This is a genomic window from uncultured Amaricoccus sp. (assembly GCF_937891315.1).
Taxonomy (GTDB): Bacteria; Pseudomonadota; Alphaproteobacteria; order Rhodobacterales; family Rhodobacteraceae; genus Amaricoccus.
The window spans coordinates 21,557-35,888 of sequence record NZ_CALAGI010000087.1; the positions used below are offsets into that span (position 1 = coordinate 21,557).

A 14,332-nucleotide genomic window follows, 5' to 3' on the forward strand; every position below is an offset into this window, starting at 1 on the left:
GGACCTCAGGCGGCGCTTCGCTCCAGCGCCGTGACGATCGCGTCGCCCATCTCCGTCGTGCTCACCGCCTTGTCCTCCGGTCCGACCAGATCGGCGGTGCGCAGGCCGTCGGCCAGCACGCTTTCCACCGCCGCCTCCAGCCGATCCGCCTCGGCGCCCGCGTCGAAGGAATAGCGCAGCGCCATGGCGAAGGAGAGGACGCAGGCGATCGGGTTGGCCTTGCCCTGTCCCGCGATGTCGGGCGCGGAGCCGTGGACGGGCTCGTAGAGTGCCTTGCGGCGCCCGGTCTTCGGATCCGGCGCGCCGAGCGAGGCGGAGGGCAGCATGCCGAGCGAACCGGTCAGCATCGCGGCCACGTCCGACAGCATGTCGCCGAAGAGATTGTCGGTCACGATCACGTCGAACTGCTTCGGGGCGCGGACGAGCTGCATGCCGCCAGCGTCGGCGAGCATGTGGCTGAGCTCGACGTCGGGGAAGCGGGCGTGGGTCGCGGTCACCACCTCGTTCCAGAGAACGCCGGATTTCATCACGTTGCGCTTTTCCATCGAGCAGACGCGACGGTCGCGCACCCGCGCCATTTCGAAGGCGACGGCCGAGATGCGCTCGATCTCGAACGTGTCATAGACCTGGGTATCGATCGCGCGTTTCTGGCCGTTGCCGAGGTCGGTGATCGTCTTCGGCTCGCCGAAATAGACGCCGCCGGTCAGTTCACGGACGATCAGGATGTCGAGGCCCTCGACCAGTTCACGCTTCAGCGAGGAGAAATCGGCCAGCGCGTCGAAGCATTTGGCCGGGCGCAGGTTGGCGAAAAGCTCGAGATCCTTGCGCAGTCGCAGGAGGCCGGCCTCGGGCCGGACGTCGTAGGGCACCTTGTCCCATTTCGGCCCGCCGACGGCCGCCAGCAGCACCGCGTCCGCCGCTTGCGCCTTCTCCATCGCCGCGTCGCTGATCGCCGCGCCATGCGCGTCATAGGCGCAGCCACCGACCAGTTCCTCCTCGACGTCGAATGGCAGGCCGTGGCGGCCGTACCAGTCGACCACCTTGCGCACCTCGGCCATAACCTCGGGACCGATCCCGTCGCCGGGCAGGATGAGCAGCGTCGGATTGGCCATGATGCGAAGAGTCCCCGATGTCGTCTTTGGCTTTCCGCTACCGCCGTGAGCCTACGGGGTCAAGGTCGGGACCGCCGGGCTCCGGTGGTCAGGGTCCTGGCGGAGTGATGTCGATCCAGACCAGCCGGTGGGCCGGGCCGGCGGCGACGATGTCCGCCAGTGGCGCGCCCGGCGCCGGCCAGAAGACGCCGGAGCCCAGCGGTTCGAGATCGCGCGACGGGAGGACGTAATCGACGCGCAGATTTCCCGGCCCGGCCCAGGACGCGGTATCCAGTTCGGGCGCGCCGCGGTGGCTCGCGGTCGCCGCCATCTCTCCACCCGCGCTTTCCGGAAGCGGATCGCGCAGCCGGGGATGGGCCAGCAGGCGCCGGAGCCCATCGCCAAGGCCGGCGCCATCGACCGGATCGGCGTTGAGATTGCCGAGCAGGACCAGCGGCCCCGGGCCGGCGGGTGCCGCGCGGCCCTGATCGTCGCGCAGCGTCCCGCCATCGAGATAGTCCGCCCAGAGTCCGATCTCCGCGTCGTTGCGCCGCGCGTTCAGCCCGTGGGTCCCATAGAGCGGCGGCGTCGGATTGGCGGCGAGGAGGCGCAACCGCGCCCCGCCGGGCAGGATCACCGGCACCTCCCAATGCGACCGCGAGGAGAGCGGCGTCGATGCCAAGGCCTCGCGCGGCGGCGACCCGCCCGCCCGCCCGGCCCAGGTCAGGGTGCGAAAGGTACGGGCCGCGGCCGCGTCGATCGGATGGCGCGACAGGATCGCCATGCCGCCATCGCCGGGAAACTTGCCCCAACCGAGCGCGTCGTCCCAGCCCATGGTCTGGCCATCGCCGTCGAGATCGAGCCCGGTCTGGACACCGGCGTTGACCGGCGCGTCGAACCAGTAGGGATAGTCGATCCCCTCCGGCCCGGCGCGGAGCAGGGCGCGGAACGCCGCCAGCGCCTCGCCGCGCAGGTCGTGGTCGAACTGGTTGAGGAGCAGCACGTCCGGCCGCGCCGCCTGGATCACGGCGATCACCGCCGCCACCTTCGGCTCCGGCGCGCGCCGCAACTCGTGGAGCAGCAGCCCCGGCCCGTCCCGGCTGAGATCGACGTCGTAGGTCGCGATCCGAAGACGTTCGGCCGCCGTCGCGGACAAGGGCGCGATCAGCGCGCCCGCGAGGAGAAGAAGAAGCCGAGCCAGCATTGCGCCCGCGACCGTCGCAGCCTGGCGTTAATCCCCGGTTAACCCTCGACCGCCCCCGAGGTTTCGCCGGCGGGCTCGAAAGCCCTTGCATCCCGCGGATGCCGCGCCTATATCGCTCCCATCAGCGGCGGATTGGTCCTCGGGTCGATCCTCCACCGGGTGTTTCAACGGGCCGCGCGCCCGTTTTTTTGTGCCCGATGTCTATCGCGGACCGAACTGTCCGCCGAATACCGAACCCGCCTGAACGCCGACCCAACGGAGCCTGATCTTGGTCGACCTTGTCGCCAAAGCCGCCATCGATCGCCGCCTCGCGGCCATCATCACCCCGTCCATCGAGGGACTGGGGTTCGAGCTGGTACGCATCCGCCTGATGAGCGGCAAACGCGCGACGCTGCAGATCATGGCCGAGCGGCCCGAGGGCGGCATCGAGGTCGATGATTGCGCGCGGATCAGCCGCTCGGTCTCGGCGGTGCTCGATGTCGAGGATCCGATCAGCGGCGAATATGTGCTCGAGGTCTCGAGCCCCGGCATCGATCGGCCGCTCACCCGGCTGAAGGATTTCGAGCGCTACGACGGCTACGAGGTCAAGCTGGAGACCTCCGAGCTGATCGACGGCCGCCGCCGCTTCAAGGGTGCGCTGCGCGGCGTCGAGGGGCGCGAGGTGCTGATCGAGATTCCGGAAGGCACGATCGGCCTCGATTTCGACTGGCTGACGGACGCGAAGCTGGTGCTGACCGACGAGCTGATCGCCGAGAGCCTGGCCGCGCGCAAGGCGCAGGGCTTCGACGAGGCGTTCGACGAGACCGCCTTCGACGAGATCGAGGCCGACGAGACAGAAACCGACAAGCCGGAGTCCGAGGCCGAGGAAACGACCGGCGAGGATGCAACCGGACGCCAGCAAACCGTAACTTCGGACGAGATCGAGGACAAACGATGAGTGTCACCTCCGCCAATCGGCTCGAACTGCTGCAGATCGCCGACGCGGTCGCGCGCGAGAAGATGATCGACCCCGCTCTGGTCATCGAGGCCATGGAGGACAGTCTCGGCAAGGCCGCGCGCTCGCGCTACGGCGCCGAATACGACATCCGCGCGCGGATCGACCGCAAGTCGGGCGAACTCTTCATGACGCGCTACCGGCACGTGGTCGAGGAGGTCGAGAACCATTTCACGGAGCTGACGCTGAAGGATGCCCGCGGAATCAAGCCGGACGCCGAACTCGACGACTATCTGACCGATTCGCTGCCGCCGATGGATTTCGGCCGCATCGCCGCGCAGTCGGCGAAGCAGGTCATCATGCAGAAGGTGCGCGAGGCCGAGCGCGAGCGGCAGTACGCGGAGTTCAAGGACCGGGTCGGCGAGATCATCAACGGCGTGGTGAAGCGCACCGAATACGGCAATGTCATCGTCGACGTCGGCCGGGGCGAGGCGATCCTGCGCCGCGACCAGCTGATCCAGCGCGAGGCCTTCCGCAACGGCGACCGGGTGCGCGCGCTGATCCGCGACGTGCGGCTCGAAACCCGCGGGCCGCAGATTTTCCTCAGCCGCACCGCGCCGGAGTTCCTGGCCGAGCTCTTCAAGATGGAAGTGCCGGAGATCTACGACGGCATCATCGAGATCAAGGCCGTCGCCCGCGATCCGGGCTCGCGCGCGAAGATGGGCGTCATCTCCTACGACAGCTCGATCGATCCGGTCGGCGCCTGCGTCGGCATGCGCGGCAGCCGCGTGCAGGCGGTGGTGACCGAGCTGCAGGGCGAGAAGATCGACATCATTCCCTGGAACCAGGATCCGGCGACCTTCCTTGTCAACGCGCTGCAGCCGGCCGAGGTCTCCAAGGTGGTGTTCGACGAGGACAGCGAGCGGATCGAGGTCGTGGTGCCGGACGAGCAGCTCAGCCTCGCGATCGGCCGCCGCGGCCAGAACGTGCGGCTGGCGAGCCAGCTTACCGGATTTGACATCGACATCCTTACCGAGGCGCAGGAGAGCGAGCGTCGTCAGGCGGAATTCGCCGAGCGCACCCAGCTCTTCATGGATACGATGAACGTGGACGAGATGGTCGCGCAGCTCCTGGTTTCCGAGGGCTTCGCGTCGCTTGAGGAGATCGCCTATGTCGATCTCGACGAGCTGGTCAGCATCGACGGTTTCGACGAAGGCACGGCCGAGGAACTGCAGGCCCGCGCTCGCGAGAGCCTCGACGAGATCAATGCCAAGGCGATCGAGCATGCCAAGGAGCTCGGCGTCGAGCAGAGCCTGTTCGACTTCGAGGGGCTGTCGCCGCAGATGATCGAGGCGCTGGCCGAGGACGGCGTAAAGACGCTGGAGGACTTCGCCACCTGCGCCGACTGGGAGCTGGCCGGCGGCTACACCACCAACGCCGAAGGCAAGCGGGTGAAGGATACCGGTCTGCTTGAGAAGTTCGACATGAGCCTCGAGGAGGCGCAGACGCTGGTCATGAATGCGCGGGTCCAGCTCGGCTGGGTCAATCCCGCCGATCTGGTGACCGAGGCGGCCGGCGAGGAAGAAGGCGCGGGCGAGGAGGCCTGAGTCCGGGAGTGGCGCGCGGGGGAAGGGTGAAGACGCGGGACGAGCCCGAACGGCGCTGCGTCGCAACCCGCGAGAGCCAGCCGCGGACCGGGCTCATCCGATTCGTGGTCGGTCCCGAGAGCGAGATCACGCCCGATCTCGCCGGCCGCCTGCCGGGTCGCGGCATCTGGGTCAGCGCGGAGGCGTCGGCCCTGCGGCGGGCCGCGGCGAAGAATCTCTTCGCCCGGGCCGCGAAACAGAGCGTAAGGGTGCCGCCCGACCTGTTCGAGCGGGTCGAATCGGCTCTGACCCGGCGTCTCGTCGAACTCGTCGCGCTTGCGCGCAAGGCGGGCGAGGCGGTGACAGGATTCGAGAAGACCAAGGCGGCGCTGGTCGGTGGCCAGGCGACGCTTCTGTTGCAGGCGGCGGACGGCTCGGTGCGGGAACGCGCGGAACTTCGCCCGCCCCCGGGTGAAAACACCCTTGTTTCGTGCCTTTTCGGGCACGAATTGGGTTTGGCATTCGGCCGGGATAATGTGATACACGCAGCCGTGCTGGCGGGCGGCCTGAGTGAGCGGATAAGGGACGATGCCCTGCGGCTGAGCGGACTCAGGGCAGGCATGGGGACGACACATGGCGAAACGGGCCCGGAACGGGCGCCGGGTGCTTCGGGCGTGGAGCCGGGCACAGGAATGGACGCCGGGAACGGTAGGGCGGGGGAAGGCTCCCGCGAGAAAGGCTAGATCGGATGACGAATACCAAGGACAGTGACGGCAAGGGCAAGACTCTCGGAGTTCGGGGCGGCTCGGGGACCGAGACCAGCCACGTGCGCCAGAGCTTCAGCCATGGCCGGACCAAGTCGGTCACGGTCGAGCACAAGCGCAAGCGCGTCGTCGTTCCCAAGCCCGGCACCGGTTCGGCCACCGCCGCCAATCCGCGCGGCGCCGCCGCGCAGAACCTGTCGGACGCCGAGTTCGAGCGGCGCCTGAAGGCGGTCGAGGCCGCGAAGGCGCAGGAGGCCCAGCGCGCCCAGCGCGAACGCGAGGCCTCCGCCGCCCGCGAGGCCGAGCTGAACCGCCTCCGCGCCGAAAAGGACGCGGCCGAGCGCGCCCAGCGCGAACGCGAGATTCACGAACAACGCGCCGCCGCGCTGGCCGAGGAGCAGGCCGCCGAGGCGGCGAAGACCGCCGAGGCCGTCGCCGGGCGCCCGGCCAGGGCCCCGGCGCGTCCCGGCGCGTCCGAGGCGCCGATCGACCCCGCCGCCGCCCAGGCCGAGGCTGCCCGGGTCGAGGCCGGCCGCACGATCACGGCGAAGAAGCCGGCCGCCAAGGCGGTGGTCGAGGAGAAGAAGACCACCCGCGCCAAGGGCGACGACGACCGCCGCCGTTCCGGCAAGCTGACCATTGCCAACGCCACCGACGAGGACGGGCGTCAGCGCTCGCTCGCCGCGATGAAGCGCCGGCAGGAGCGCGACAAGCGCCGCATGGCCAGCCATTCGGGCGAGCGCGAGAAGGTCGTGCGCGAGGTGCATGTTCCGGACGCGATCACCGTGCAGGAGCTCGCCAACCGCATGGCGGAGCGGGTGGCCGCGGTGGTGAAGACGTTGATGCAGAACGGCATCATGGCGACGCAGAACCAGGCGATCGACCCGGAAACCGCGACCCTCATCGTCGAGGAATTCGGCCACAAGGTCGTGCGCGTCTCGGAATCGGACGTGGAGGATGTCATTACTCTCGCCTCCGAGGATGACGAGGCGAACCTGAAGGCGCGCGCGCCGATCGTGACCATCATGGGTCATGTCGACCATGGCAAGACATCGCTGCTCGACGCGATCCGCAAGACCAACGTCGTCTCTGGCGAGGCGGGCGGCATCACCCAGCATATCGGCGCCTATCAGGTGGCGACGCCGGATGGCGCCAAGGTGACCTTCCTCGACACGCCGGGCCACGCCGCCTTCACCTCGATGCGCGCCCGCGGCGCGCAGGTGACGGATATCGTGGTGCTGGTGGTCGCCGCCGACGACAGCGTGATGCCGCAGACGATCGAGGCGATCAATCACGCCAAGGCCGCCGGCGTGCCGATGATCGTCGCCATCAACAAGGTCGACAAGCCCGGGGCCGATCCGACCCGCGTCCGCACCCAGCTCCTGCAGCACGAGGTCGTGGTCGAGGAGATGAGCGGCGACGTGCTCGACGTCGAGGTCTCGGCGCTGACCGGCAAGGGTCTCGACAAGCTGCTCGAAGCGATTGGCCTGCAGGCCGAGCTGCTTGACCTGCAGGCCAACCCCGACCGTCAGGCCGAGGGCGCGGTGATCGAGGCCAAGCTCGACGTTGGTCGCGGCCCGGTGGCCACCGTTCTGGTGCAGAAGGGCACGCTCAAGCGCGGCGACATCTTCGTCGTGGGCGAGCAGTGGGGCAAGGTTCGCGCGCTGATCAACGACCAGGGCGACCGGGTCGAGGAAGTCGGTCCCTCGGTGCCGGTCGAGGTGCTCGGCCTCAGCGGCACGCCCGAGGCCGGCGATGTCCTGAACGTGGTCGATGACGAGGCCAAGGCCCGCGAGATCGCGAGCTACCGCGAGCGGGTGACCCGCGACAAGCGCGCCGCCGTCGGCTCGGCGACCACTCTCGACCAGCTGCTGGCCAAGGCCAAGGCGGACAAGGACGTGCGCGAGTTGCCCATCGTCGTCAAATCCGACGTGCAGGGTTCGGCCGAGGCCATCGTCCAGGCGATGGAGAAGGTCGGCAACGAGGAGGTCCGCGTTCGCGTCCTGCATTCCGGGGTCGGCGCGATCACCGAGAGCGACGTGACGCTGGCCGAGGCCTCGAACGCGCCGATCATCGGTTTCAACGTCCGCGCCAACGCCCCGGCGCGCGAGTCGGCGAACCAGAAGGGCGTCGAGATCCGCTATTATTCCATCATCTACGATCTGGTGGACGATGTGCGGAAGGCCGCGTCCGGCCTGCTGCGCCCCGAGATCAAGGAAAAGTTCGTCGGATATGCGCGGATCAAGGAGGTCTTCAAGATCACCGGCATCGGCAAGGTCGCGGGCTGCGTGGTGACCGAGGGCGTGGCGCGCCGCGCCGCCGGTGTCCGTCTGCTGCGCGACAACGTGGTGATCCACGAAGGCAAGCTGAAGACGCTGAAGCGGTTCAAGGACGAGGTGAAGGAAGTCCTCGCCGGCCAGGAATGCGGCATGGCCTTCGAGAACTACGAGGACATCCGCGAGGACGATGTGATCGAAATCTTCGAGACCGAATCGGTCGTCCGCCAGCTGGCCTGATCTCGCGTCGAACAGACGCCCGCCGCGAGCCAAGGCGGCGGGCGTCTCGTGTTTCCGGGCCGGGCGTGGGCTCGGTCAGCCAGCCCCGAGACACCGGCTGGAACCTGATACCATCCGTCGCGCACAGCCGCGTTGGACCGGGCGGCGCGGGATGATACCACGGAGCGGAACTCACCTGGGAGCCCGCCCGCATGAAGCCCGCCGCATGAAGCCAATCGTCACCCTGACGCTCAACCCCTCGATCGACGGCGCCGGCGAGGCGGAACGGGTCCAGCCGACCCACAAGATCCGCACCTCCGGCGACCGCTATGATCCGGGCGGCGGCGGCGTCAATGTCGCCCGGGTGATCGCGGAACTCGGCGGCCCGGCGCTGGCGGTCTATCTCGCCGGCGGCGCCACCGGCGACGTGCTGGACGAACTGATGGTCGAGCATGGCCTGCCGGCCCGGCGGGTACCGATCGCCGGTCATACAAGGATCAGCCTCGCCGTGCTGGAGCGCGCGACCGGGAACGAATATCGCTTCGTGCCGGAAGGGCCGGAGATCTCGCCCGTCGAATGGCTCGCCTGCCTCGAGGTGATCGAGACGCTCGATTTCGACTGGTTGGTGGTCAGCGGCAGCCGGCCGCGCGGTCTGCCCGACGATTGTTTCGTCACACTGACTCGCCGTGCCATCGACAGGGGCGCCCAGGTGGTGCTCGACAGTTCCGGCCCCGCGCTCGCCGCGACGCTCGACGCTGGCGGCCTCGCGCTCATCAAGCCGAGCCTCGGCGAGTTCCGCGCCCTTACCGGCCTCGCGCTGGAAGACCCGGGCGAGGTGGCGGAGGCGGCGCGCGAGGTCGTGGAGAGCGGCCGCGCCGCCATCGTCGCGGTCACGCTCGGGCACGAGGGCGCCGTGCTCGCCAGCCGCGAGGCGAACCTGATCCGCCGCCCGCCCCCCGTTCCGGTCAGGAGCGCGACCGGCGCGGGCGACAGTTTCGTCGGGGCCATGACCCTCGCCCTCGCCGAACAGCGCCCGGTCGCCCATGCCTTCCTGTTCGGCATGGCCGCGGGGAGCGCCACGGTGATGCATCCCGGCACCGGACTTTGTCGCCGCGGCGACGCCGAACGTCTGCATGCCGAACTGGTCCGCGGCTCGCGCGCCACCTAGGGACTGTTTGAAAACTCCCGCCGGGATCGCGAAAATCCCATTCCGGCTCTTCGCCGCCGAATTCTCAAACAGTCTCTTGGGGTTCCGACCCTAGTCATCGGGTTCGCGAGCCCATATATCAGCGCGCGAGCGGGGGAGATGGCATGGACAGGCGCGAGGAATTTCCGGGCTGGCACGGCACGACCATCGTCGGCGTCCGCAAGGACGGCAAGGTGGTGGTGGCCGGCGATGGGCAGGTGAGCCTCGGCCAGACCGTGATCAAGGGCACCGCGCGCAAGGTTCGCCGCATAGCGCCGGGCGGCAAGCCCGTGCTTTGCGGCTTCGCCGGCTCGACCGCCGACGCCTTCACCCTGCTGGAGCGGCTGGAGAAGAAGCTCGAAGCCGCGCCCGGCCAGCTGCAGCGCGCCGCCGTCGAACTGGCCAAGGACTGGCGCACGGACAAGTACCTGCGCAATCTGGAGGCGATGCTGATCGTCAGCGACGGCCGCGACCTCTTCGTGGTCACCGGCGCCGGGGATGTGCTTGAGCCCGAGCATGATGTCGCGGCCATAGGTTCCGGCGGCAACTACGCGCTGGCCGCCGCCCGGGCGCTCTATGATCAGGATCTCGACGCCGAGGCGATCGCCCGCAAGGCGATGGCGATCGCCGCCGACATCTGCGTCTACACCAACGGCAACCTCACGGTAGAGACCCTCGACGCATGACCGAACTGACCCCCCGCGAGATCGTCTCCGAGCTCGACCGTTTCATCATCGGCCAGTCGGCGGCGAAGCGCGCCGTCGCCGTCGCCCTGCGCAACCGCTGGCGCCGCAAGCAGTTGCCCGACGACATCCGCGAGGAGGTCTATCCGAAGAACATCCTGATGATCGGCCCGACCGGCGTCGGCAAGACCGAGATCTCGCGCCGCCTCGCCAAGCTGGCGCGGGCGCCGTTCCTGAAGGTCGAGGCGACCAAGTTCACCGAAGTCGGCTATGTCGGCCGCGACGTCGAGCAGATCATCCGCGATCTCGTCGATGCCGCCATCGTCATGGTCCGCGCCGAAATGCGCGAGCGGGTCAAGGCCGCCGCCCACGCCGCCGCCGAGAACCGCGTACTCGACGCCCTGGCCGGTGAGGGCGCGCGCGACCAGACCCGCGAGATGTTCCGCAAGAAGCTGCGCGATGGACAACTCGACGACAAGGAGATCGAGCTCGAGGTGGCCGACACGTCGAGCCCCTTCCCGACGATGGAGATCCCCGGCCAGCCCGGCGGAATGGGCGGTGTCAATCTCGGCGACCTGTTCGGCAAGGCGTTCGGCGGCCGCAAGACCCGGCGGCGGATGAGCGTCGCCGCCTCCTACGCGCTCCTGATCACCGAGGAGGCCGACAAGCTGCTCGACCAGGAGGTCGTCACCCGCGACGCGATCGAAGCGGTGGAGCAGAACGGCATCGTCTTCCTCGACGAGATCGACAAGGTCTGCGCGAGGGCCGAGACCCGCGGCGCCGATGTCAGCCGCGAGGGCGTGCAGCGCGACCTGCTGCCGCTGATCGAAGGTACCACGGTCTCGACCAAGCACGGACCGGTCAAGACCGACCATGTGCTCTTCATCGCCAGCGGCGCTTTCCATATCGCCAAGCCCTCCGACCTGCTGCCCGAGCTGCAGGGCCGGCTGCCGATCCGCGTCGAGCTCTCGCCGCTGACCGAGGAGGATTTCGTGCGCATCCTGACCGAAACCGACAATGCCCTTACCCGGCAGTACACCGCGCTGATGGCGACCGAGCAGGTCGCCGTCGATTTCACCGCGGACGGGATCGAGGCGCTCGCCCATATCGCGGCGGAGGTGAATCGGACGGTGGAGAATATCGGCGCCCGGCGGCTCTATACCGTGCTCGAACGGGTGTTCGAGGAACTGAGCTTCACCGCGCCCGACCGGGCCGGCGACAAGGTCGTGCTCGACGCGGCCTTCGTCGAGAAATATCTCGGCGATCTCGCGCGCGCCACCGACGTCAGCCGCTACGTGCTCTGAATACGGACTCGATCGGGAATCGCAGGGCGGACATTTGTCAGCCTTTTCGCGCCTGTCCGACGCGAAGCTGGTCCTTGGCGGATCAGGCGCAGGCCGGCGCGGCGAGGACCGGCGCCCCGCCGGACGGCCAGGAAGCGGCGAGCGTGGCGAAAAGAACCAGGGACGACGAGCCCGACAGGCTGTAGCAGGCCAGTGCCGCCAGCGGACCGAGGCCGAACGCCAGCGCGGTCGCGGCGAAGCAACCGCCGACGGCGACAGAAGCGAGCATGCAGGCGACTAGTCTGGGGTGCAATTCATCGTCTCCCTGGACCACCGAATTCGCCGCGGGACTCACCGCGAGAATCACCGGCCATGTTGTTTGCCTATGCCTATTCAACAACAAATATGAAGACGACTCAAACGCAGGTTGTGCTGCCTTTGATTTAATCTCGCGGAGCATGTCGTGACTACCCCGTGACTACGGGACAAGGACGCTCGGCCCGCTCGTACCCGACCCTCCAGCGCCCGATCCGCCCGCCGCGCTACAATTCCGGCAGCAGTCGTGCTAGCAGCGCCTCGATTCGCCGGCCCGCGGCGGCCGCCTGCGCCAGCACCTCCTCGATCGTGTCCGGCGCCTGGTCCGGGCCGCCGGTCGCCGCGTTGGTGATCGCCGACAGACCCAGCACCGCGAGCCCGGCATGGACCGCCGCGATTACCTCGATCACCGTTGACATTCCGACCGCGTCCGCTCCGGTCGAGCGCAGCCAGCGCCGTTCGGCCGAGGTTTCGAGCGACGGCCCCGCGATCCCGGCGTAGATGCCGCGCCGCTCGACGAGGCCGGTCGCCCAGACCGCGGCGCGAAGTCCCGTATCATAGGCGCGGCTCATGTCCGGGAACCTCGGCCCCAGGCCTGCGTCGTTCCGCCCGGTCAGCGGATTGGCCCCGGTCAGGTTCAGGTGATCCTCGATCAGCATCACCTCGCCCGGCGCGAAGTCGGCATTGAGCGCTCCGGCCGCGTTGGTCACGATCAGGCGCCGCGCCCCGAGCGCGCGCAGAAGATAGACCGGCAGCGCGATCTCTCCCGCCGTCCAGCCCTCGTAGAGATGAAGGCGCCCCTGCGCCAGCGCGACCCGCCGGCCGTGGAGGCGCCCGACCACCAGCCGCCCGGCATGCCCCGGCGCCGTGGAGACCGGCATTCCGGCGATTTCGCCGAAGGGCACCGCCACCGCGTCCTCGACGGCTTCGGCCAGCTCGCCGAGCCCGGAGCCGAGGATGAGCCCGATCTCCACCGGATCGCCCAGCCGCGCCGCGACCGAGGCCCGCGCCGCTTCCACCCGCGCCACGCTGGTCACTGGATGCTCGCCGCGACGCGGGGCGCCAGCGCCGCGACCTCGGCCAGTGTCGCTTCGAGGTCGAGCCGGAGGAGCGCGCCATCCCGCACCACCTGCTCGCCGCCGACGAACACATGCCGTACGTCCGACTTGGCGGTGGAAAAAACGATATGGGTCGCGGGATCGAACATTGGCACGGCGTGCGGCCGGGCGAGGTCGAGAAGGATCATGTCCGCGAACTTGCCGACCTCGAGCGAGCCGATCCGGTCCGCGGCACCCAGCGCCGCCGCCCCGTCCAGCGTCACCATGCGCAGCGCCTGCGCGGTGGTGACCGCGTCCGCCCGCAGCGTGGCGCCCCGGTGCAGGGTCGCCGCCAGCCGCAGCGCCATCCAGAGGTCGAGATCGTTGCCCGAGATCGCGCCGTCGGTGCCGAGCGTCACCCGGACCCCGGCCGCCAGCAGGTCCGGCACCCGGGCGATCCCGCTGGCGAGCTTCAGGTTCGAGACCGGATTGTGCGACACGGTGGCCCCGGTCCGCGCCAGGATCGCGATTTCCTCGTCGTCGAGCCAGACGCAATGGGCGAGCACCGTCCGCGCGTCGAGCAGGTTCAGCGCGTCGAGATGCCGGATCACCGACCGCCCGTAGCGCCGGGCGATATCCGCCTGCTCGGCCTGGGTCTCGGCCGCGTGGGTGCAGAAAAGCGCGCCGAATTCGTCGGCCAGCCGCTTGGCATCCGCCAGATGCTCCGGCCCGACGGTATAGGTGCCATGCGGGAGGGCCGCCGGAATCACGTCCTCGGCGCCGGCGAATTCCTCGAAGAAGGTCCGCGCCTCGGCAAGCCGCCCGGCATGGTCGAGATGATCGACGCCGGGGAAATCGAAGAAGATCCCGCCGGTCGAGACACGCATGCCGACCGCCTGCGCGGCCGCGACCGTCCGGCGCGGATGCCAGAACATGTCCATCACCGTCGTCACCCCGCCGAGCAGCAGCTCGGCGAAGCCGAGCTCCGCGCCGAGCAGGACGGTCTCGGGCGTCAGGATCGCGCCTTCGGCCTTCCACACCGCGCGGAGCCAGGGCTCCAGCGACAAATCCTCGACCAGCCCGCGGAACAGGCTGTCCGCCGCGTGGCAATGGGTATTGACGAGGCCCGGCATCAGCAGCATGCCGCCCGCGTCGATCACCCGCGCCGCGCCGCCCTGCCCGACAATCCCGGCGCTCGGTCCCAGCGCCGAAATCCGTCCGCCGGCGACGGCGACCGCCCCGTCGCGGATCACGGTTCCGGCGGCGTCGGCGGTGACGACAAGCGCGTTCGTGATGATAAGGTCGGCCGTCATGGGCCGCATCCCTGCACGCGGATCCGGGCCTGTCAACCGGAGGCTGACCGATGTCGAAGACGCCACCCGCCTGGCTGCTGCCCGGCCCGTTCCCAGCGGAATTCCCCACCGAGGAGCGCTGCTTCATTACCGAGCTCATGAACGATCCCGCCTGTCCCGAGGTCTCGCTGGCGCTGGCCCGCGTCGCGCCCGGGGTGACGACGCGCCTGCACCATCTCCTCGGCACCGTCGAGCGCTACCTCATCCTCGCCGACACCGGCATCGTCGAGATCGCCGGCCAATCCGCCCCCGTCGCCCCCGGCGACCGCGTCCTCATCCCCGCCGACACCCCCCAGCGCATCACCGCCACCGGCCCCGCCCCGCTCGAGTTCCACTGCCTCTGCACCCCGCGCTTCCGCCCGGAGAACTACGTCGACCAGATCGGAAGAGCGTCGTGTAGGG

12 protein-coding genes are annotated in these 14,332 nt (G+C 69.1%); 7 read left to right on the forward strand and 5 right to left on the reverse strand.

The genetic code is table 11. From position 1 onward, the window contains the following. Window positions 1-5 precede the first annotated feature (5 nt). Window positions 6-1,112 carry a 3-isopropylmalate dehydrogenase gene (gene leuB, locus Q0480_RS07835; RefSeq protein ID WP_299131861.1) on the reverse strand — a complete coding sequence of 369 codons (1,107 nt, stop codon included), beginning with the start codon at window positions 1,110-1,112 and terminating at the stop codon, window positions 6-8. An 88-nt stretch (window positions 1,113-1,200) separates the two neighbouring features. After that, the gene (locus Q0480_RS07840; RefSeq protein WP_299131862.1) at window positions 1,201-2,295 is read right to left on the reverse strand and encodes an endonuclease/exonuclease/phosphatase family protein; all 1,095 of its coding nucleotides are present in this window, start codon (window positions 2,293-2,295) and stop codon (window positions 1,201-1,203) included. A gap of 265 nt (window positions 2,296-2,560) precedes the next feature. Between Q0480_RS07840 and rimP the strand changes: the two genes are divergently transcribed. From rimP to hslU, 7 genes are all read left to right on the forward strand, one after another. Further along, entirely contained in the window at window positions 2,561-3,232 is a 672-nt protein-coding gene (gene rimP / locus Q0480_RS07845; protein WP_299131878.1) for a ribosome maturation factor RimP, read from the forward strand. Beyond that, on the forward strand, window positions 3,229-4,836 hold the full coding sequence (gene nusA / locus Q0480_RS07850; RefSeq protein ID WP_299131864.1) for a transcription termination factor NusA: 1,608 nt from the start codon (window positions 3,229-3,231) through the stop codon (window positions 4,834-4,836). Before rimP ends, nusA begins: the two co-directional genes overlap by 4 nt. A 26-nt stretch (window positions 4,837-4,862) precedes the next feature. Further along, entirely contained in the window at window positions 4,863-5,558 is a 696-nt protein-coding gene (locus tag Q0480_RS07855) for an RNA-binding protein (RefSeq protein WP_366940831.1), read from the forward strand. 5 nt (window positions 5,559-5,563) lie between these two features. After that, window positions 5,564-8,095 carry a translation initiation factor IF-2 gene (infB, locus tag Q0480_RS07860; protein WP_299131867.1) on the forward strand — a complete coding sequence of 844 codons (2,532 nt, stop codon included), beginning with the start codon at window positions 5,564-5,566 and terminating at the stop codon, window positions 8,093-8,095. A gap of 205 nt (window positions 8,096-8,300) precedes the next feature. After that, a complete protein-coding gene (locus Q0480_RS07865) occupies window positions 8,301-9,242 on the forward strand; it encodes a 1-phosphofructokinase family hexose kinase (protein ID WP_299131868.1) in 942 nt (313 codons plus the stop codon). Window positions 9,243-9,385: 143 nt separating this feature from the next. Continuing rightward, the gene (gene hslV / locus Q0480_RS07870; RefSeq protein WP_299131870.1) at window positions 9,386-9,946 is read left to right on the forward strand and encodes an ATP-dependent protease subunit HslV; all 561 of its coding nucleotides are present in this window, start codon (window positions 9,386-9,388) and stop codon (window positions 9,944-9,946) included. Further along, window positions 9,943-11,247 carry an ATP-dependent protease ATPase subunit HslU gene (hslU, locus tag Q0480_RS07875; protein WP_299131872.1) on the forward strand — a complete coding sequence of 435 codons (1,305 nt, stop codon included), beginning with the start codon at window positions 9,943-9,945 and terminating at the stop codon, window positions 11,245-11,247. The genes hslV and hslU overlap by 4 nt, the downstream gene beginning before the upstream one ends. Window positions 11,248-11,329: 82 nt before the next feature. On the opposite strand, the gene Q0480_RS07880 is transcribed toward hslU, so the two are convergent. The 3 genes from Q0480_RS07880 to Q0480_RS07890 form a co-directional block, all read right to left on the reverse strand. Continuing rightward, window positions 11,330-11,539, reverse strand: a complete 210-nt coding sequence (locus Q0480_RS07880; protein WP_299131873.1) for a hypothetical protein — start codon at window positions 11,537-11,539, stop codon at window positions 11,330-11,332. A gap of 229 nt (window positions 11,540-11,768) precedes the next feature. Beyond that, a complete protein-coding gene (locus Q0480_RS07885; protein WP_299131874.1) occupies window positions 11,769-12,578 on the reverse strand; it encodes a purine-nucleoside phosphorylase in 810 nt (269 codons plus the stop codon). Beyond that, complete coding sequence (locus Q0480_RS07890; protein WP_299131875.1) at window positions 12,575-13,891, reverse strand: amidohydrolase; 1,317 nt, start codon at window positions 13,889-13,891, stop codon at window positions 12,575-12,577. Before Q0480_RS07890 ends, Q0480_RS07885 begins: the two co-directional genes overlap by 4 nt. Window positions 13,892-14,332 lie beyond the last annotated feature (441 nt).